Raw genomic sequence first — 19,272 nt, forward strand, 5'->3', positions numbered from 1 at the left:
GTCGAGACGTCGTCCAGGGTAAGGTCGGATGTTCCCTGCGCACCGGAGCGCGCAGGGCCGGAGGACACCACCTGCCGCCGCAATCTCTCAACACGTGACAGGATGCGGCTTTGGCAGGTGGCGGGCTCTTGCTGCCTTTAGTCGGCGTTGCCGACGATCGACGCGAACGTTGCCTGTGCGTCTTCAGCAGTCATGGACGGGTTGTTGAAGAACTCGACGAACAGGTCGTTGACCTGGGTCAGGCTGTCGGCGGACATCAGCTGGTCCGGAGACTGGATGACATTGCCCTTGGCCAGGATATCGAGGCCCTTCTTCATGCAGTCGTTTGCAGCCGCCAGATCGACGTCGCCGCGCACGGGCAGCGAGCCCTTCTTGAGGTTGAAGGCAACCTGCGTTTCCGGGGAGAGCATGACCTTCGCCAGTTCGCCCTGGGCTTCGGTGATGGCCGGGTCGTCCACTTTCGGGAAGTAGAACGCGTCACCGCCGGTCATGATGACCTCGTTGACGCCGAGGCCGGGCAGGCAGGTGTAGTCCTCGCCGGCAACCTGATTGGCGACCTGGAACTCGCCCTGCGCCCAGTCACCCATGATCTGGCCTGCAGCCTTGCCGGTGATGACCATGGTGGTGGCATCGTTCCAGCCCTGGACGTTGGAGTCCTTGGACATGTCGCGAGCGGTCGCGGCGGCCTGGAAAACCTTTGCCAGTTCATCGCTGGCGGCAAGCTCGGCATCCTTCTCGCCGAAAATCTTTGTATAGGCTTCCGGTCCGGCGAGCGCGGTCAGAAGCACCTGGAACGCCAGGGTCGTCTGCCAGGGTTGCTGGCCCATCGCCAGCGGCACGATGCCCGCCGCTTCAAGCTTCGGTGCGGCAGCTGCGTATTCGTCCCAGTTGGTCGGAACCGCCAGTCCGTTGTCCTCGAACACCTTGTTGTTGAGCCACAGCCACTGCTGCGAATGGATGTTGACCGGCACGCAATAGATCCGGCCGTCCAGCGTGCAGCTATCGAGCAGACTGGAGGGATGGATGACTTCTTTCCAGTTGCCTTCCTCCGCAATGTCCGTGAGGTCGCGCATCAGGCCGGCTTCCACCAGTTCCTCGGCCTGGCGGCCATGGTTGAACTGGGTGGCGCCCATCGGGTCGCCGCCAGTGATGCGGCTGATCATGATCGGCCGGGCTGTGCCGCCGGAGCCGGCAATGGCGCCGTCGACCCACTTGTTGCCGGTGGCGTCGAATGCCTTGGCGAATTCAGCGACCGCAGCCGCTTCGCCGCCGGATGTCCACCAGTGGGTGACTTCCAGGTCAGTCGCATTTGCGGCCGTGGCTGCGCAAAGGGCGGTGGTAGCTGCAAAAACTGCACGTAGTGCTTTCATCATTTCCTCCCATCGAACGTGGTTTGTCCGATTGTCCTCACTATGCGGCCTCCACCGCATTTTTGTAATCGATTACATCTTATTGTGTGCTATATGTAATCGATTACATTTCATCATTCTCGGGAAATGGTCTTGAGTCAACCCGGAATGTAGGGCCTGACACCCACAAGGACGAACAAGACAGGGCGGCGGCAACAGTCCAGGCGCCTGTGTGAGAAAAACCGGAGCAGGCCTTGGCCCAGAAAATTGCAAGAATTCAGGATGTTGCCCGCGAGGCGGGCGTATCGACGGCGACTGTCAGCCGGGCGCTCAGCAATCCCGAACTTTTGACCGAGGCAACCCGCCAAACCGTGTTTGCGGCCATTCGGTCCACGGGATACCGGGTCAACCGGGCGGCACGCAACCTGCGCACCCAGCAGGCAGGCGCTATTCTCGTTCTGGTGCCCAACCTCGGGAATCCCTTCTTTTCCCAGATCCTGGCCGGCATCAGCGCTGCCTTCGGCAGCCGGGACTATTCCGTCCTCATTGCCGACACGAAGGATCACACCACGGGTGGAAAACACGTGGTCGACTACTTTCTGGATGCCCAGATCGACGGGATGATCTGTCTGGACGGTGCCATCTCGCCCCAGGAATTGCAGCTTTTCGAGGACAACGGCGTTTCGGGAAAGATCGTCTTTGCCTGTGAATGGGCGCACGACGTCGCGTTGCCGTCCGTACGCAGCGACAACGTTCGCGGGGCGCAGCTGGCCGTCCGGCATCTTTATGATCTCGGCCACCGCAAGATCGCCCATATCACGGGGCCGCAGGAAAACGTCCTCACCCACGCCCGGCGCGAAGGCATGATGGCCGAGCGGGCCCGACTGGAGCTGCCCGCACGGGAAGAATGGATCATTCGTGGCGACTTTTCGCTGGAATCCGGCCGGAGGGCAGGCGAGCAGATCCTGGCGATGAATGATCGTCCCACTGCGGTCTTCTGCTGCTCGGACCAGGTCGCTTTCGGGTTGATGTCGACCCTGACCGCGAACGGCTTGCGCGTGCCGGAGGACATCTCGGTCGTCGGCTTCGATGACATCGAGCTGTCGGAGTTTTATGTCCCGGCTCTTACAACCGTTCGTCAGGACAGGCGGGCGCTCGGCGCCAGGGCCGTCTCCCTGCTTCTGGACTGTATCGACGCTTCCCATACCGAACAGGCCGCTACAACCGAACCGGTCATCGTCGACGTGAATCTGGTTGTACGCGCCAGCGCGGCAGCTCCCAATTGGTGAAACCCGGTCTCTTCGTGGGACACTCGCGAAAAGGTGAGACAATTCCGTGGCTTACGAACCAGTGCCGGTTGTGCCGATGCGATGCCTGGCAAGTTGATCAGTGAAACGGCGCAACTTGAAGCCGGGTCAAAGTTTAATTGATACAACTTTACGTCGATGTGGGAAGGAACACTAGGGGCTGGCTGATTACATCTTTCCAGCTCGCAGTCGGGTCACCTGAACCCTTCACTTTGCTAGTCGAACGAATAAGCCATGCCGGTAAAATATGCATGCTAGGCAAATATTTCCTGGAGATGCGCTTCGTTTGATTTCGGTATTATTATATTTCTATTTGAAAAAGTAATTTTGCTTACATGTTTATTGTAATTTATGGCGGGGGTTTAGCAATTAGTTAACTTGAACATGTCACTCTAGATAGTACCGTCAATTTTTGGGTGATAAAAATGCGTAGACTGGCATTTGCCTTGGCATTGTCCCTTTGCACGTTCTTCCTACAGAGTGATCCTTCTTCGGCGCAATCTTCGCTCAATGTTGTTGGTACAGGCGACGGCCTTGAAATGCTTCAGGAAATTGGGGTTGGCTTCACCGAAAAATACCCCGATATCAATCTTGAAATTCCGCCGAGCATCGGCTCTGGTGGCGGCATCGCAGCCGTCAGCTCGGGCACGGAACGCCTTGGCCGGGTCGCGCGCGCGCTGAAGGACAGCGAGGTGGAATACGGCCTCGTTTATCTGCCGATTGCAAAAATCCCCAGCGCAATCTTCACGCATCCCTCCACCGGCGTCGAAGCTGTGACCAGTGATGAACTCGTCAGGCTGTATACGGGTGAGATCACGAACTGGTCCGAATTGGGTGGTGCAGACCTGCGCGTTCGCCTTGTCCGGCGCGAAGATGCGGACAGCACCTTGCAGGTGTTGCGGGCGACCATGCTGGGCTGGACAGACCTGGAATTCTCGCCACGCTCGAAAACGGCCCTGACCACCCAGGACTCAATTTCCAGTGCCCGGGAAGTCGAGGGGGCGATTGCCTTCGGCCCGTATTCGAAACCGCTCGAAGACGGCCTGACCGTCTTGAAAATTGACGGTCACCATCCGACCGACCCCGAATACCCGAGTTCGGTGACCCTTGCGCTGATCTACAAGGAAGGCACGCTCGATGAGGACATGAAAGCCTTCATCGACTACGCGCAGTCCGGTCAGGCTCACACATTGATCAGCAACTACGGTGGTGTTCCCATCGGAAACTAACGCAATTGGTTCACATGATACGTCACTCGTCCCTCCTCTGGCATTACACATACGGCGCCGTTTTCACGGCGGTGTGTGCTTTTGCCGGTCTTATCGGGCTGGTTGCGTTTCAGCTTGAAGACAGCATGCAGCGGCAGGAATCCGAGTTGCTCGAGCTTTCCCGGGTCCGGCTTGTGGAAACCCTGAATGCTGATGTGAAACTTGCCGGCACCCGCATGGAGTTCCTGTTCCAGGACAGACTGCGCCGGATAGATGCCCTGTCCGAAAGGGTCGACACCGCCAAGGCCGTTGAATCCCGCAATGTGGTCGCTATGTCGGAACTCCTCGGTCCGGCGGCGAAACTGGCGGATGTGGACGGCATCGTCATACTGGACGAGGAAGGCCATGTGATCGGTGCTTCCTCTTATTCGGCGGATCTCGTCGAGCTGGGCTCGAAGATGCAGAGCCTGAGCTTCTTCGGCGAGGTTTCAAAATCGCTGAAAGAAAGTTTTCCAGGACAGAAATTGACCTACTCCGGCATCTTGCCACGGACCGAAACGGGCGTGTTCGTACCCGGAGACAAGGTCAACGAAGTTTCACAGATCGCCTTCGTCCCCGTTTTTGACGACTTCGGCTATGTGATCGGCGGTCTGGTTGCGCAGCGCTGGCTGCGGCCCGAAGAACCGCTTCTGGCGGATCTTGCCAAGATCAATTCCTTTGAAATGGCGATCGTCTTCGACGGCAAGATAATCTCCACCGCGAATTTCAGCGGCGATCTGCCTGACCTGGCGCGGTCTCCGGAAACACCGAATATCACCGTCGACGGTGCCCACGTGATCGAATGCGGCGTTCCTGTCGTTCCAGTCACTGTCTGTGCGATGACGCCCATCGAGGCGCTGACCGAAGTTCAGAACAAACTGACGCGCATCGGTACGGAAGAAGAAGCCAAGCTGCTCAGGCGGCTGTTTCTGTTCGGTCTGATTGCGCTGGTGGCCTTTGCCGGGGTCGCCTATCTGATGTCCCGGCAGATTACCCGGCCGCTGACCAAGATTACCCGGGTCCTGACCGGCATTGCCGCGGGCGACTTCGAAAGCGAGGTCGTGGGGACGGGACGTCAGGATGAAGTCGGCGACATTGCTCGCTCCGTCGTTTCGCTGCAGCGGTCGGTGAAAGAGCGCGACGCCTTGCGCGAGCACGTGCACGAGAAAAACTCTATCCTGCGTTCTCAGGAAGCCCAGTTGCGGGAGCAGAACGTCCTGTTTGACGCAGCGCTCAACAACATGTCGCATGGCCTGTGCATGTACGATGCAAATGGCCGGCTGATCGTCTCGAACCAGCGGTACGCGGAATTGTTCCAGCTTGAGCCAGGCAAGGTAAAGCCGGGCATGACGGCCGCCCAGCTTGCCACGCTGCAGAAGGTGGAGGCCGTCGAAACCGGGGACAGCGCGCTCTACGAGTCCCGGCTGCCGGATCACAGGTATGCAAGCGGCTCGCAAAGCACGGAAATGGTGAAGATCAGCTCCGGCCGGATCGTTCTGACCACCCGCCAGCCTCTGGCGGAAGGTGGCTGGGTTGCGATTTCCGAGGATATCACCGAGAGGCAGGAAGCGCGTGACCGGCTGGCGTTCCTGGCGCGTCACGACCTTCTGACCCAGTTGCCGAACCGTATCGAGTTCCGCGACCAGTTGGACATGCTGTTGAACCAGCAGATGGTCAAGGGCGGTGAGTTCGCGATTCTTTGCCTCGATCTGGACGAGTTCAAGACAGTCAACGACAGCCTTGGCCATCCCATTGGCGACGAATTGCTGCGTCAGGTGGCAGAGCGTCTGCGCAAGTTGATCGGCCGCAAGGATGTTGTGGTTCGCCTGGGGGGCGACGAATTCGCGATCCTCACCGGTCTGCCGTCCAGGCTAAAGGATGTCGAGGAACTGGCCCAGTCCGTCATCTGGGAGATTTCCCAGCCGTTCCAGATTACGGACCATGAAATCGTCATCGGCGTCAGTATCGGCATTACCATTGCCAGGGCCGACGGCACCGCGGGAGACGAACTGTTCAAGCAGGCGGATCTTGCGCTTTACCGGGCCAAGGAAGACGGCCGCAACACCTATCGCTTCTTCGAGACGGACATGGGCACGGCCGTCAACGACAGGCGTGAACTCATTACCGATCTCAGAACCGCAGTCGCCAATGGCGAACTGGAGCTTTACTTCCAGCCGCAATACACGCTCGCCGATGACCGGATTTCCGGTTTCGAAGCGCTTGTGCGCTGGAACCATCCGAAGCGGGGCATGGTCTCCCCTGCGGATTTCATTCCGCTTGCCGAGGATACGGGCCTGATCAGCCAACTGGGCGAGTGGGTGCTGATGGAAGCCTGCCGGATTGCGGCCAAATGGCCGGATCATTTGCGGGTCGCGGTCAATCTGTCCCCCCGGCAGCTACGCGGCCATGCCTTCGGCCCGGTGTTGATAGATGCCCTGGTGCAAACGGGCCTCAAGGCAGATCGGCTGGAGCTGGAAGTGACCGAAAGTGTGCTTCTGACGGACTCCGAAGACGTTCTGGACTCGCTGCATCAGGCCAAGTCGCTGGGCGTGAAGGTGTCCATGGACGATTTCGGCACCGGCTATTCCTCGCTCAGCTACCTGCGCCGGTTCCCGTTCGACAAGATCAAGATCGACCAATCCTTCGTCCGGTCGATGGCATATTCGGACGATTCCATTTCGATCGTGAAGGCGGTCATCGAACTCGCCAACAATCTCAACATGACCACCACTGCCGAAGGTGTAGAAACGAGACAGCTTCTCGACATGCTGACCGAAATCGGCTGCACCGAGGCGCAGGGCTATTATCTGGGCAGGCCCATGCCGGTCGACAGCACCGAAGACCTGATTTTTGCCGGAGAGCGGTCGCTGACAACGGCCGCCCAGTAGGGTTCCAACAGCTTCCCGGCAGCGTTGTTCCAACCCCTTACGCCTTCTCCTGACAGCAGTCAAAATGGCAGCGTGGCCGAAGACCGGCCACCGGTTGCCGGTACGCTTTGACCGGGCCCTGGCCGAAGGCTCTTTGTGGGCTCTGGCACTATCGCGGGTTTCAGCCGGCCGAGGCCGAGTTGAACGGGGCGGAAGCCTTGCGGAGGAGGTTCCCGGCAAGGGCCAGCAGGCCGCTGTCTTCTTCCGCCACGAAGAACGGATCGGCGTAGAAAGTCGCCCCGGCGTTCAGCGCGATCTCCCGCATGGCGTCGACATGGGACGGTGCACCAGCTGAATAGACGACATGATCGGACGTCAGCGGGCCGGCAAGTTCGTGCGGGCGGGCAGCGCTGACCGTCTCGCCATCCCCGTCGCTTGCCGTCAGGGTGATGGGAATGCCCCGGCTCTGCAGCCAGCGGACTGCGTCGCGCATATAGATCCCGTCCCGCGTCCTCGATCCGGCGATGATCCGGATTTCACGGTCGGGCTGCCCGAGGCTCGCCGCAACGGCAATCGACCAGATCGGCGCAAAACCGGTGCCGGTCGAGGTGAGCAGGATCGGGTTCGGCTGCCGCCGCAGGAACGCGTTGCCGAAGGGCCCGCGCAGTTTCACGGCATGACCCTTGGCAATCTCCTTGCCCAGTTTCGAGGACACGACGCTGTCCGGATACACCTTGACGTGAAACACAAGGACATTTTCTTCCGCATCCAGGTTGAGCGGCGTCGTCGGGCTGTAGTCGCGCGGCGGATAACCGGCAAAGGTTGCGCGCAGATATTGGCCCGGGAGCCAGGGAACCGGCCGCGCTGTCCTGATGCGGACTTCCAGGTAGTCGTCCTTGATCGACCGGATGCTTTCCACCGTGCCCTTGGTCGTCTTCACGAGCGGTACCGGATCGAACGCAATCTCCGCATCCCCTTCCAGAACCGACAAGCACCCGAGCACCGTGTCCTTTTCCCTCGTCCCCATGTCGTCGATCTGGCCGCTCAAGACACGTACGCGGCAGGTTTCGCATTGGCCGGAACAACAGTCGTGCGGAATGACAAGACGCCCGCCGAGGCCAGCGTCGATCAGCGTGTCGCCGACATTGGCCTTGATGGCCTTCCCGTTGATGGTGACCGTGCAGGTGCTTTTCGACATGTCTGATTACATCCGTTGAAAAAACGTCAGGGGAGGACGGAAAAGGCGGGGCTCAATTGAAGGTCAGCCGAACGGGCCGAGAATGACGGGTGTGACGGGTCTGGTTGTGGTCGAACACGGAGACCCACATGAACAGCCCGTCCTTCATGGCAAGGTCCTGGCTTTGGCCGGTGTCCATGTCCCGGACGACTTCAAGCGTCCAATAGCCGTCCTGCCATTTGGAGCCGCCCAGGAGATCCGCCCGGCTGCCCGAATATTCACCCTGGATGAGAACGCCGGGAATAACGGTTCCAACGGGAATTTCCGCGTCTTTTTCCGGCGAGTAAGGCACGCTTTCTTCTTCGAACATCCACCACTGCGACCCCTCGTCCGAGATCGCGTCGGTGGCCAGATCGACGGTTCCCATCAGCGCGCTCATTTTCTTGTAGTCGTTCGGAAGCCGGTGCACGCCCACCGTGCCGTGGTAATGGGTCACGGGATCGCCGATGTAGTTGTAGACGTAGAACGCCTTGCCTTCATCGGGATTGTAGCCTGCGCTGTACCGGCTTTTGCCGGCGGCCTGGGCTTCATTCGGTTCCACCGGTGTCGAGAAGTGCATGTCGTCGACACGTCCCAGCATGCCGCCGCGCGAGGCTTTCCACTGCCACACGTCAACGAGGCTGCCGTCGGTGGTGTAATGAAGGCCACGGCTGTTGAAGGCCGCCGGTTTGTCGCCCAGGGGCTTCGGCCCCATGTGGGTCGCGCCGCCGCCGCCAAAGGTGTCGGTGGTCGAAAAGGCGACCGAGAACTTGTCCTCGTAATAGGCGGTCTCGTCCGAAATATCGGCCCGGTTGTTCAGCATGTGCCAACCGTCTTCACGCTTGACCAGCGGATGCCGTTTCAAGGAGCGGTTCTTGTCCTCCCAGCGGAAGGCGAAGGCAATCTTGTCACCCACTTGCACGGCACGGACTTCGACCGTCGACTCGCCCGTTCCATTCAGGTTCGAGCCTTGCTGGGTCCTGATGAAAACCGGAGGCGCGGACTGCCAGGCCGCATCGTCCAGTTTGCCGTCAAGCACGGGCAGCGTGGCGCCTTCAGCGACGAAAAGGCTGTCACGTGTAGCAAAATCGAGGCTGACGGCGCCAACCAGAACGATCGCGCCAAGGGCAAGGGCAAGGGCAAGCGGATGGCGGCTCATGCCCGGGAACCGGCGCAGGGACTGCGGACGGAACAGCCGCAGCAACTGGGCAACGCCGCCATAACAGTAGTGCAGCACCACATGGGCAACGATATAGGTCAGCACCACGAGGGCGGCGGTGTAATGCACCGTCACCCAGATGCCGCCATGTCCGAGATAGAGCAGCACACCGGTTGCCGACAGGGTGAGCACGGCGCCGAAAAGAACCCAATAGGCAATGACGTTGACGGCGGCCAGGCGCAGCTTCGTGCTTGCGGGCAGCGTCAGCACGATAATTTTCTTGGAAGAAATGCGCCGTTTCAGGCGGCCAAGCGTCATATAGGCCGCATAGGCGAAGATGAGCGCCAACACGAAGACGGCCGACACATAGTGCCAGGTCCAGATTTCGCCCTGTGGCAGGATCGGTTCGAACAGTTTCGAGAACCAGGCGTTTTCCGCATCGGCCGACAGGCGTATGCCGGTGAGCAGGCTGGTGACAATCGCAACGACCAGCGTCCAGTGCAGGAGGATCGTTCCGATGTCGCTACGCACTGGCGGGGTACGGTCTTCTGGCCGCCTGGGCGTGCTTTCCGATGGATTGCCGGGCTGGCCGGAACGGGCTTTACCGTTGGTTTTGGACGATGAGGGCAGTTCGAGGGCGTGATCTGTCACTTGGTCCGTCAACGTTTCCTCCAGGGCCGCCAGCGTTGCGACCGGGTTACCGGCATAGGTTGTGCAACCGGATGCCGGGCAATTCAAAGCTCTGCGCCCAAAAAATAACACATTTTAACAAAAGTGAAGAAAAAATGGCAGATACAACTAGCTTAAAACCTATCCGCGCAGCGCGGTGCATGCATTAGTAAATTACTCAAGGGAAGAATATGAGAAAAATATTTTGAATTAGTTTGAAGTTTTCTCAATTTTCCGCGATTATGAATTTGAATCAGGAAATTTGTAAAAATATATGAGAATAATATTTTGATAAATAAACTAAACTTCGAGTTGTGTTTCAAGTTATGCTTGCGTGTTCGCGCGATTTGATCCTCGCCTATCTGTCCTAATCTTGCCTTTCGGAAGTCTTTTGCCTGTCTCGCGAGGCTGTGGCATCTGGCCGCCGTCAACTGTGGTTAACCCTTCGAGTGAAATCGCGAGAGGGAGACGCCTGACCTGTTCGTCGCGATTTTGATGCAGGTCATACGACTGTGGTCATTTCTCTCTTAACGTCATTCCAGTTGAGGCGAGACCGGAGCGGCACGAAGGTATCGGTTGTGCGCGTTTGAAAAAACCGCCTAAGATGGTGTGCGTTGCAACAGACGGGTCCGGCCCGGTTTGAATGACCTTCATTCTAAAAGGGGGCGTAGATGCTGGTCTCCCATACGCGGATTGTCGATATCGTTGGCGATATCATTCGCATCCAGGTGTCTTCGACGAAGAGCGAGTCGGAAGGAAGGCCGTGCCTGGGCGATCTGGCACTGGTCGATGCGGGCAATGGTGCGACGTCTCTCGCGCAGGTCATCAACATCGACCGGGACATGGTCTCGCTGCAGGTCAACTCCGGTACCAAGGGCCTGGCAAACAACGCATCCGTGCGCTTCCTGGGCGAGCCGGCCAAGGTCACCTATTCTGACAATATCCTGGGCCGCGTGTTCGATGGCGCCGGTCAGCCGATTGACCGGGGACCGGATCTGTCCAGTGATCCTTCCGTGCCAATCGGCGGCCCCTCGGCAAACCCGATGAAGCGCGTGCTTGCCTCACGCATGATCCGCACCGACGTGCCGATGATCGACATCTTCAACTGCCTCGTGGAAAGTCAGAAGATTCCGATCTTCTCGGTTTCCGGCGAACCCTATAACCCGTTTCTGGCCCGTATCGGCATTCAGGCAGATGCGGATATCGTGGTGTTCGGCGGCCTGGGTCTGATCTTCGACGACTATGCCTTCTTCCGGCAGCAGTTCGAGGATGCCGGCGTTTTCCCGCGCACCGTGATGTTCATCAACCAGGCGTCCGATCCGGTGGTGGAGCGTCTGCAGGTTCCGGACATGGCGCTTGCGGTTGCGGAAAAATTCGCTGTTGAGGAAGGCAAGCGGGTGCTGGTGCTGCTCACCGACATGACAGCCTTCGCCGATGCCATGAAGGAAGTCTCCATCGCCATGGAGCGGGTGCCCGCGAACCGGGGTTATCCGGGCGATCTTTATTCCCAGTTGGCCCGCCGCTATGAAAAGGCTTGCGATTTCAAAGGCTCCGGCTCGGTCACCATTCTGACGGTCACCACGATGCCGGGCAATGACGTCACCCACCCGGTGCCGGACAACACCGGCTACATCACCGAAGGCCAGTTCTATCTGCACAGCGGGGTGCTGGATCCCTTCGGCTCGCTGTCGCGATTGAAGCAGCATGTGATCGGCAAGGTGACGCGCGAGGATCACAACCAGATCATGAACACCATGATCCGTTTCTATTCCGGAGCCCGCGATGCGGAGCAGAAACTGTCGATGGCGTTCGAATTGTCGGAATACGACCGCCAGCTCCTGAAGTTCGGTGGTCTTTTCCGGCAGCGCTTCATGGATATCAACGTCGCCATGCCCCTGGAGGAGGCGCTCGATCTGTGCTGGCAGACGCTTGCCGAATGTTTCCAGCCGGAACAGCTTCTGATGAAACAGGGGCTGATCGACAAGTATTTCCCGAAAAAGAAACCTGCCGGCGGAACCTCTGACGAGGAGGCTGCCTGATGGCAAGGCTCGCGCTCAACAAGTCGTCTCTGGCCCGGGAAAGCGGACAGCTCTCGGAATACAGGCGCTTCCTGCCGTCTCTTGAGCTGAAGCGGCTCCAGATCATGGCAGAGCGCGCCAAGGCGAAGGAAGCGGTCACCCGGCTCGAGGCAGAATATGAAGAGCGCTTCAACGCTCTTGCGCGGTCCTTGCCGATGCTCGCCAACAAACATGTCCCGCTGGAGGGGCTGGTGGTGCTGAAGCAGGCCGTTGTGGGCGAACAGAACCTCTCCGGCACCCGTCTGCCGGTGCTGGAAGATCTCGAGGTCGAGACGCAACCCTATTCCCGTCTGGCACGGCCGCATTGGGTCGATCCCTATGTCGAAGGCATGCGAGAGCTTCTGCGGCTCAACAAGGAACGCGACATCGCCAGGGAGCGCATCGCTCGGCTGATCGAGGCCGAAGCGGTTATATCGCGCCGGGTCAACCTGTTCGAGAAGGTGCTGATCCCGCAGGCGGAACGCAACATCAAGAAGATCCGCATGGCCCTTGCCGATGCGGAACGCGATGCCGTGGTCCGTGCCAAGATCTCCAAACGCAAGACGGCCGCCCGCGGCGCCGAAACCTCGGTGGCCGAACTATGACCATCGTCCCGCTCGTCAAGGTGAACCTGGTCGGCATCCTTGAAGACAAGGACAAGGTGCTGGAAGCCGCGCAGGAATTCGGCGCTTTCCATCTGATCCCCCTGACATCGGCGCAAAAGGAACTGGAAGCCGTGCCGGCGGGCCGGGGGCGTGAGGCGAGCGAAGCCCTGCGCTGGCTCATGGACAGCAACGCACAGCGCCGCCCCATCACTCACCCCGACGACTTCGACCTGGAAGCGGTCATCGAGCAGACCCTTGCCAACCGCAAGGCGCTTCGCGACTGCGAAGACCGGGTGGCACGTCTCGACCAGCGCATTGAGGACGTGGAGCCCTGGGGCGAATTCAGCTTTTCCGACCTGGCCGAGATTGGCGACTACCGGCTTTGGTTCTATGTGGTGCCCAACGCCAAGCTCAAGCAGGTCGATCCGACCGGCAAGATCCTGGAGATCGTCCACCGCGACAAGTATCGCAGCTATATCGTGCTGCTGTCGCCGGAAGAGCCGGCGGCAAATGCCATGCCGGTGCCGCGTGTTCACGTGGGCGCCGAGGCGCTTTCGGTGCTGCGGCGTCAATATGAAGATGCGGCCATTCAACTGGAAGAGCTGGAGCTGCAGCGTCAGGCGCTCACCAAATGGCGGTTCGTGCTTGCCCGTAACCTCGCCGCGGCCCGGGACCATTCCGCCCGGCACAGGGCATCGCTCGAAACCGCGGATACGGATCGGGTGTTCGTGCTTCAGGCCTGGGCGCGGCGGGATCAGGTGCCGGAGATCAGCAGGCTTGCGGAGAGTCTCGGCATCGCCCTGCTGGTAACGGACGTCGACGACGCCGATGCGCCGCCCACGCTTCTTGACAACAGCCCGGCGCTGGAAGCGGGGGAGGATCTGGTCGAATTCTATCAGACCCCCGGCTACAGAGGGTGGGACCCCTCGGCAATTGTCTATGTTTCCTTCGTGATCTTCTTCGGCATGATCATGACGGACGCGGGCTATGGCCTGCTCCTTCTTCTCCTGTTGTTCCTGTTCCGGGGGCGCTTCACGGGGTCCGCGCTGGGCCGCCGCATGTTCCGCATGTCGGTCTGGCTGATGATCTCCACGGCAGCCTTCGGTGTGGCGACAGGCAGCTATTTCGGCGTCACGCCTCCCGACGGCACGTTCCTGGCGCACCTGAAGGTGCTTCACCTGAAGGACGTCGACACGATGATGAAGATCACACTGACCATCGGCGTGGTCCATATCGTCATCGCAAACCTGATGCGCGCCTGGCACGAACAGACCCTGAGCGGACGCATGCAGCCTGCCGGCTGGTGTCTGGTGGCGCTGGGCGGTCTGGCGACTTTCCTGGGGCAGGGCACCCCCATGGCCGTTGCCGGTCCGGTCGCGGTGGTTGCCGGGCTTCTTCTGGTCGGCATCTTCGGCAGCGACCGCAAGGTGACATCGCTCAAGACCGGCGGCCTCAGGGTGTTCGACGGGCTCGCGTCGCTCGCGCGTGTCGTCAACATCTTCTCCGACGTTCTCAGCTACATGCGTCTGTTTGCTCTGGGGCTTGCGGCCGCCTCGCTCGCCGAAACCATCAATTCGCTGTCGGGCCAACTCAATAACGCGGTCCCGGGCGTGGGCCTTTTGATTGCCATCGCGGTTCTGGTGCTCGGGCACGCCATCAATATCGGGCTCGGGCTGATCGCCGGCTGTGTGCACGGCCTGCGCCTGAATGTCATTGAATTTTTCAATTGGGGTTTGAAGGACGAAGGCACACCCTTCCGTCCCTTCAGGAAAGAGGAGACACGCCTGTGAACGAATTTGTTGTGGCTCTCGGCTGGTTTGGGCTGTTCGCACCGGTCGCCCTCGGCGCCATAGGCAGTGCCTGGGGCTGCGCCCTTGGCGGCAGCGCAGCCATAGGCGCCATGCTGGACAGCGACGGCGGCTATGGCCGGTTCATCGGTGTTTCGCTGATGCCGTCTTCCCAGGTGATCTACGGCATCGTGATCATGTTCTCGCTGCAGCAGCCCACCATCGATGCGGCCAATGGCGCAGCACTGTTCGGCATTGGCCTCCTGTCCGGCGTCACCATGCTCTACACCGGAATCCGCCAGGGCGAGGTGCTCGCCTCTGCCATCCATGCCTCCAAGGCCAAACCGGAAATTTTCGGCATTTCGCTCGCTCCGGCAGCGGTGCTGGAGGGGTTCTCGGTCTTTGCTCTCGTCTTCGCGCTGGTCCTGTCCGGCTCGATCCCCGCTTAGGGCCAGAAGGAACAGGAGGCGGTAATGTCCAAACATGACGCAGCAGACGACCTGGAAAACGCCGCCGGCGCCGGTGTCCAGGCCCTGATCGAACGGCTGAAGTCCGAAGGCGTGGCCGCTGGCCTGTCGGAGGGGGATGCCATCCTGGCCAAGGCCAGGGAAAAGGCGGAAGCGATTGTCGAGGAGGCAAGGCTGAAGGCGGACAGCCTGCTGGCCGAGGCAAGGGCGGAGGCGGCCCGCGAAAAGGCGGCGACGGAAGACGGGCTGAAGGTTGCCGCGCGCGACCTTGTCCTCAGCCTGCGCAACGAGCTTGGCGACCGTATCCAGCAGGAAGCCGGACGGCTGGTGGCAACCACCCTTGCCGACGAGGAATTCTTGAAAAACCTCATTCTGGCGATGGCCGCCAATGCGAAGGATAATGCCTCGGTCGGCGATGCGGAACCGATGGAGATCGTCCTGCCGGAGAAGGTCGTCACCTTCGAGGAGCTGAAACAATCGCCCGAGGCGGTCGAACCGGGAACGCTCACCCACTTCGTCATCGCGCTGGCGGGCGAGGTCCTGCGGGAAGGGGTTACCTTCTCCACCGCGCCAGGCTTCGACGGCATCAAGGTGAAGCTGACCGACAGGGACGTTTCCATCGACCTGACCGAAGAGGCCATCGCGACACTGTTGAAGCGGCACCTGCAACCGCGCCTCAGGGCAGTGATGGAAGGGGTGCTGCGCTGACATGAGCCGGCCGCACCAATATATCGCGCTGGTCTCCAGTCTGCCCCATCTCGGCAAGCTGTTCTCGCGCAAGGACGTGCCGATCTCCGGGTTCCGGCTGAAGCAGCGGCTGTCGATGCTGGAACCGGCGCACGCGAGCCTGTTGCGCGAAATGGTGGAAGTCACGGCCTGGGCTGGCGTTGCCGGGTTCGACCGGGACATCGACGTGATCCGGCGGGCAAATAAGGTCCTCGCCGATCTTCAGGCCTATCCGGATCTGCAACATCTTGTCGGTGCGCGCATGGAAACCCGGACGCTGATTGCGGCGTTGCGCCGCCGCCGGGACGGACAGGAAAGCGCCGCCGACATCGAAAACTGGGGCCTCGGCCGATGGTGCAACCAGATCAGGGCGAACTGGAACGATCCGGCCTTTGGTCTGGGACACTTCATGCCCTGGGTGGGGGAGGCGCACCGACTGATGCTGGCAGGCGATCACATCGCCATGGAACGCCTTGTGCTGACCCAGGTGTTCGACCAACTGGGTCATTACGGCAATCTGCATGAGTTCGATTTCGAAGCCGTGGCGATCTATGTGCTGCGCTGGGTGATCGTCGAACGCTGGTCGCGCTACAACGAGGCCGATGCCCGCGCCCGGTTGGAAACGCTTGTGGCGGCCGCTCTTGCCGGCAAGACCGATGCCGGCGGGCTAGCCGGCCGGCAGGACCTTTTCTCAGACTTCACGTCTGCCCTTGAGGGAGCCTTTTCATGACGAGCCATGTTCAGTTGCCCGAACCGACCGCGGAAATTGTTGCCGTTCAGGACGATCTCGTCACGCTGTCGCCGCTCGGCTCTGCCCCCCTCATCAAGAACGAGGTGGTCTATATCATTCCGCATGGGCCGGAGCGGGACGGCAAGCCGCGTGAATACCTGAAGGCAGAAGTTCTGCGTGTGCGCGGCAAGTCGGCGGAAGCGCAGGTGTTCGAAAGCACCGCGGGCGTGCGGGTCGGCGACAAGGTGATCCAGAGCGGCGAGATGCTGTCGGTTGCGCTCGGGCCGGGCCTGCTCAGCACCGTCTTCGATGGCTTGCAGAACCCGCTTGCCGATATTGCCGCCGAGCACGGCTTCTTCCTGCCGCGCGGGGTTCTCACCAACGCGCTCGACCAGAACCGCAAATGGTCGTTCGAACCAAAGGTGAAATCCGGTGACGTGGTGAAAGCCGGGGATACGCTCGGCACGGTTCCCGAAGGCCGGTTCGAACACCGGATCATGGTTCCTTTCGTCACCGCCGGGTCCTGGACGGTGGACCGGATCCGTGAGGGGACTTTCACCATCAACGAGGTGGTGGCAACGCTCAAGAACGAGCGCGGCGAAACCCGCGACCTGACCATGGTTCAGCATTGGCCGGTTCGCCGGGCTATTCCGGAAGCGATGGTGAAGGCCGGTCAGAGCGAGCGGCTTTACCCGAGTGAGCCCCTGATCACCACCTTGCGCCTGATCGACACGTTCTTCCCCATTGCCCGCGGCGGCATGGGCTGCATTCCGGGTCCCTTCGGCGCGGGCAAGACGGTGCTGCAATCGCTGATCTCGCGCTTTTCGGCGGTCAACATCGTGATCGTGGTCGCCTGCGGCGAGCGCGCCGGTGAGGTGGTGGAAACGATCACAGAGTTTCCGCACCAGCCGGATCCCTCCGGTGACGGCACGCTGATGGACCGCACGGTCATCATCTGCAACACCTCGTCCATGCCCGTGGCAGCCCGCGAGGCCTCGATCTACACCGGCATCACTCTTGGGGAATATTACCGGCAGATGGGCTATGACGTGCTCCTGATCGCCGACAGCACCTCCCGCTGGGCTCAGGCCATGCGGGAAACCTCCGGCCGTCTGGAGGAAATTCCCGGAGAGGAAGCGTTTCCCGCGTATCTCGACAGCGCCATCAAGGGCATTTACGAGCGCGCGGGCGTGTTGCGCACCGCCAGCGGCGAGACCGGCAGCCTCACCATGATCGGCACCGTGTCTCCGGCCGGTGGCAATTTCGAGGAACCGGTCACCCAGTCGACCCTTGGCACGGTCAAGACCTTCCTGGGCCTCTCGTCCGAGCGGGCCTACAAACGCTTTTATCCGGCGGTCGACCCGCTTTTGTCCTGGTCGCGGTATCACATTCAGCTCAACGACTGGTACCACAAGAACATTGGCCCGGACTGGGTGCCCCGCGTTTCCGAGATGATCGAACTCCTGCGCAAGGGTGACGAGATCACCCGAATGATGCAGGTGACGGGCGAAGAAGGCGTCTCCACCGAGGATTTCGTCCTTCAGCAGAAGGCGCTGTTCCTGGATATGGTCTATCTGCAGCAGGATGCCTTTGACGATGTCGATGTGTCGGCTCCGCTCAAGCGCCAGCAGGAAACCTTCGACCTCGTCTACCGCATCGCCCGCACCGACTTCGCCTTTCACGACAAGGAGGCCGTGCGCAAGTTCTTCACCGAACAGACGGCCCTCTTCAAGAACCTCAATTACGCCGCCGATGGCAGCCCTGACCGCAAGGAGCTGCTAGAGAAGATAAAGGCCAATGTCAGCACCGCCCCGACGCATGTGACGGGGTGAATTGCGAGGTTTCGGGCAAGCCGTTTCTATACATACCCCACATCCTGAGAGACGGACCTGCCGGTCCTCCTCAGGATGAGGATTGCTGTGCTTTGGGTTCGCATTGAAGCAAGGGGCAGCGCGTCGAATGTCCCTGCCGTGGTGAAGCCGGGGCCATCAGACGATAGGGCCTGGCGACGCGCACCAATGTCACCTCGGAGAAGCAAAGCGCCGATCCGGCCCTACTCGCAGTGTCGCTTGTTGGAGCAGGGGATTTGCGACGTGAGGCTCGCCGCCACATCAGCAATCTGGAAATGAGCAGGTCCCGGGGCTCATGCCGCTCACCCGAGGGTGACATCCTGGAAGGCCGCCTCGGCGTCGTTATTCCTGATCCTCGAACACGCTCATGATCTCCTCCAGCGGCTTCTTGATCTTGGCGACCGCCGGAACCGTGGCGTCTTCGGCCGGGTGGCCGACGGCCAGGATCATCACGGGTTTCTCAGCTTCCGGACGTTTCAGGATCCCGTTCAGAAACTTCATCGGGTTGGGTGTATGCGTCAGGGCCGACAGGCCCGCATGGTGAAACGCGTTGATCAAGAGGCCGGTGGCGATGCCGACACTTTCCGGCACATAGTAGTGCTTGTAGCGGGTGCCGTCTTCAAAGGTGCCCCATCGCTGCGCGAAGATCACGATCAGCCAGGGCGCGATATCCAGATGCGGCTTGTCCGCATTGGTGCCGATTGGCTCCAGCGCCTTGATCCATTCATCGCCCGCGCCGCCGTCATAGAACTTGCGCTCCTCCTCCTCGGCGGCCAGACGTATCCGGTGCTTCAAGTCGGCATTGGAAATCGCCACGAAATGCCACGGCTGGTGATTGGCACCGCTCGGCGCCGTTCCAGCTGCCCGGATGCAGAGTTCTATGACGGAACGGTCTACGGGCCGGTCGGAAAAATCCCGCACCGTGTGACGGGTGCGCACGTCGTCATAAAAGTCCTGCGCTCGCACCAGCATTTCGGTGTCGTCGAACAGCCGCCGGTCGGGCAGCGGCAACGGTTGGTAATCCAGGGCTGATTTGGAAATCATGTTTTCGCATCCATTCGCATTGCCGGCCGGCGGACACTCAGGAAGCCGGGCCGCGCAATCTCCTCCCACTACGCGGCGGGAAGTATGGACCGGCTACCCGCGCGTCAGGCAACTAAAAAACCGGTCGACCGGCTTCACAACTGGAACCGGGGGTGCCTATGCTCACCTTGAAAACACCAAATGGCCTTGATG

Annotated in this window: 14 protein-coding genes; 10 read left to right on the forward strand and 4 right to left on the reverse strand. The window is 60.5% G+C overall.

Features of this window, described 5'->3' with window-relative positions; translation table 11 throughout:
• Positions 1 to 137 precede the first annotated feature (137 nt).
• Positions 138 to 1,373 (reverse strand): ABC transporter substrate-binding protein, encoded by a 1,236-nt coding sequence (locus SIAM614_RS25580; protein ID WP_006939046.1) that lies wholly within the window; start codon positions 1,371 to 1,373, stop codon positions 138 to 140.
• 230 nt (positions 1,374 to 1,603) lie between these two features.
• On the opposite strand from SIAM614_RS25580, the gene SIAM614_RS25585 reads away from it, so the two are divergent.
• From SIAM614_RS25585 to SIAM614_RS25595, 3 genes are all read left to right on the forward strand, one after another.
• Positions 1,604 to 2,638 carry a LacI family DNA-binding transcriptional regulator gene (locus tag SIAM614_RS25585; protein WP_006939047.1) on the forward strand — a complete coding sequence of 345 codons (1,035 nt, stop codon included), beginning with the start codon at positions 1,604 to 1,606 and terminating at the stop codon, positions 2,636 to 2,638.
• 443 nt (positions 2,639 to 3,081) lie between these two features.
• Positions 3,082 to 3,885, forward strand: coding sequence for a substrate-binding domain-containing protein (locus SIAM614_RS25590; protein ID WP_040441126.1), 804 nt, complete (start codon positions 3,082 to 3,084; stop codon positions 3,883 to 3,885).
• Between the two features lie 14 nt (positions 3,886 to 3,899).
• Positions 3,900 to 6,791, forward strand: a complete 2,892-nt coding sequence (locus tag SIAM614_RS25595; RefSeq protein WP_050789491.1) for a bifunctional diguanylate cyclase/phosphodiesterase — start codon at positions 3,900 to 3,902, stop codon at positions 6,789 to 6,791.
• A gap of 160 nt (positions 6,792 to 6,951) precedes the next feature.
• On the opposite strand, the gene SIAM614_RS25600 is transcribed toward SIAM614_RS25595, so the two are convergent.
• Together SIAM614_RS25600 and SIAM614_RS25605 are read right to left on the reverse strand one after the other, a co-directional pair.
• Positions 6,952 to 7,968: a 2Fe-2S iron-sulfur cluster-binding protein gene (locus SIAM614_RS25600; RefSeq protein ID WP_006939050.1), complete on the reverse strand. Its 1,017-nt coding sequence runs from the start codon at positions 7,966 to 7,968 to the stop codon at positions 6,952 to 6,954.
• Between the two features lie 52 nt (positions 7,969 to 8,020).
• On the reverse strand, positions 8,021 to 9,808 hold the full coding sequence (locus SIAM614_RS25605; protein ID WP_229598014.1) for an ethylbenzene dehydrogenase-related protein: 1,788 nt from the start codon (positions 9,806 to 9,808) through the stop codon (positions 8,021 to 8,023).
• 677 nt (positions 9,809 to 10,485) lie between these two features.
• Here SIAM614_RS25605 and SIAM614_RS25610 point away from each other — a divergent pair.
• Genes SIAM614_RS25610 through SIAM614_RS25640 form a run of 7 tightly spaced genes read left to right on the forward strand, consistent with a single transcriptional unit; the run spans position 10,486 to position 18,018 of the window.
• Positions 10,486 to 11,853 carry a V-type ATP synthase subunit B gene (locus SIAM614_RS25610; RefSeq protein ID WP_006939052.1) on the forward strand — a complete coding sequence of 456 codons (1,368 nt, stop codon included), beginning with the start codon at positions 10,486 to 10,488 and terminating at the stop codon, positions 11,851 to 11,853.
• Complete coding sequence (locus SIAM614_RS25615; protein WP_006939053.1) at positions 11,853 to 12,476, forward strand: V-type ATP synthase subunit D; 624 nt, start codon at positions 11,853 to 11,855, stop codon at positions 12,474 to 12,476. The genes SIAM614_RS25610 and SIAM614_RS25615 overlap by 1 nt, the downstream gene beginning before the upstream one ends.
• Positions 12,473 to 14,266, forward strand: a complete 1,794-nt coding sequence (locus SIAM614_RS25620; RefSeq protein ID WP_006939054.1) for a V-type ATP synthase subunit I — start codon at positions 12,473 to 12,475, stop codon at positions 14,264 to 14,266. The genes SIAM614_RS25615 and SIAM614_RS25620 overlap by 4 nt, the downstream gene beginning before the upstream one ends.
• Positions 14,263 to 14,712, forward strand: a complete 450-nt coding sequence (locus tag SIAM614_RS25625) for an ATP synthase subunit C (protein ID WP_006939055.1) — start codon at positions 14,263 to 14,265, stop codon at positions 14,710 to 14,712. The genes SIAM614_RS25620 and SIAM614_RS25625 overlap by 4 nt, the downstream gene beginning before the upstream one ends.
• A 24-nt stretch (positions 14,713 to 14,736) precedes the next feature.
• Positions 14,737 to 15,438 carry a hypothetical protein gene (locus SIAM614_RS25630; RefSeq protein ID WP_006939056.1) on the forward strand — a complete coding sequence of 234 codons (702 nt, stop codon included), beginning with the start codon at positions 14,737 to 14,739 and terminating at the stop codon, positions 15,436 to 15,438.
• A gap of 1 nt (position 15,439) precedes the next feature.
• Entirely contained in the window at positions 15,440 to 16,186 is a 747-nt protein-coding gene (locus SIAM614_RS25635) for a hypothetical protein (RefSeq protein ID WP_006939060.1), read from the forward strand.
• A complete protein-coding gene (locus SIAM614_RS25640) occupies positions 16,183 to 18,018 on the forward strand; it encodes a V-type ATP synthase subunit A (RefSeq protein WP_006939061.1) in 1,836 nt (611 codons plus the stop codon). The genes SIAM614_RS25635 and SIAM614_RS25640 overlap by 4 nt, the downstream gene beginning before the upstream one ends.
• 360 nt (positions 18,019 to 18,378) lie before the next feature.
• On the opposite strand, the gene SIAM614_RS25645 is transcribed toward SIAM614_RS25640, so the two are convergent.
• Positions 18,379 to 19,080: a nitroreductase family protein gene (locus SIAM614_RS25645; RefSeq protein WP_040441128.1), complete on the reverse strand. Its 702-nt coding sequence runs from the start codon at positions 19,078 to 19,080 to the stop codon at positions 18,379 to 18,381.
• Positions 19,081 to 19,272: the final 192 nt, after the last annotated feature.

Origin of the sequence: Roseibium aggregatum IAM 12614, assembly GCF_000168975.1 — a bacterium.
GTDB lineage: Bacteria > Pseudomonadota > Alphaproteobacteria > Rhizobiales > Stappiaceae > Roseibium > Roseibium aggregatum.

Excerpts from the sequence above, each read along its gene's own strand:
- SIAM614_RS25610 (WP_006939052.1), top strand. The coding sequence starts at position 10,486 with ATGCTGGTCTCCCATACGCGGATTGTCGATATCGTTGGCGATATCATT.
- SIAM614_RS25635 (WP_006939060.1), top strand. The coding sequence starts at position 15,440 with ATGAGCCGGCCGCACCAATATATCGCGCTGGTCTCCAGTCTGCCCCAT.
- SIAM614_RS25640 (WP_006939061.1), top strand. The coding sequence starts at position 16,183 with ATGACGAGCCATGTTCAGTTGCCCGAACCGACCGCGGAAATTGTTGCC.
- SIAM614_RS25645 (WP_040441128.1), bottom strand. The coding sequence starts at position 19,080 with ATGATTTCCAAATCAGCCCTGGATTACCAACCGTTGCCGCTGCCCGAC.
- SIAM614_RS25630 (WP_006939056.1), top strand. The coding sequence starts at position 14,737 with ATGTCCAAACATGACGCAGCAGACGACCTGGAAAACGCCGCCGGCGCC.
- SIAM614_RS25595 (WP_050789491.1), top strand. The coding sequence starts at position 3,900 with ATGATACGTCACTCGTCCCTCCTCTGGCATTACACATACGGCGCCGTT.
- SIAM614_RS25615 (WP_006939053.1), top strand. The coding sequence starts at position 11,853 with ATGGCAAGGCTCGCGCTCAACAAGTCGTCTCTGGCCCGGGAAAGCGGA.
- SIAM614_RS25600 (WP_006939050.1), bottom strand. The coding sequence starts at position 7,968 with ATGTCGAAAAGCACCTGCACGGTCACCATCAACGGGAAGGCCATCAAG.
- SIAM614_RS25620 (WP_006939054.1), top strand. The coding sequence starts at position 12,473 with ATGACCATCGTCCCGCTCGTCAAGGTGAACCTGGTCGGCATCCTTGAA.
- SIAM614_RS25590 (WP_040441126.1), top strand. The coding sequence starts at position 3,082 with ATGCGTAGACTGGCATTTGCCTTGGCATTGTCCCTTTGCACGTTCTTC.
- SIAM614_RS25580 (WP_006939046.1), bottom strand. The coding sequence starts at position 1,373 with ATGATGAAAGCACTACGTGCAGTTTTTGCAGCTACCACCGCCCTTTGC.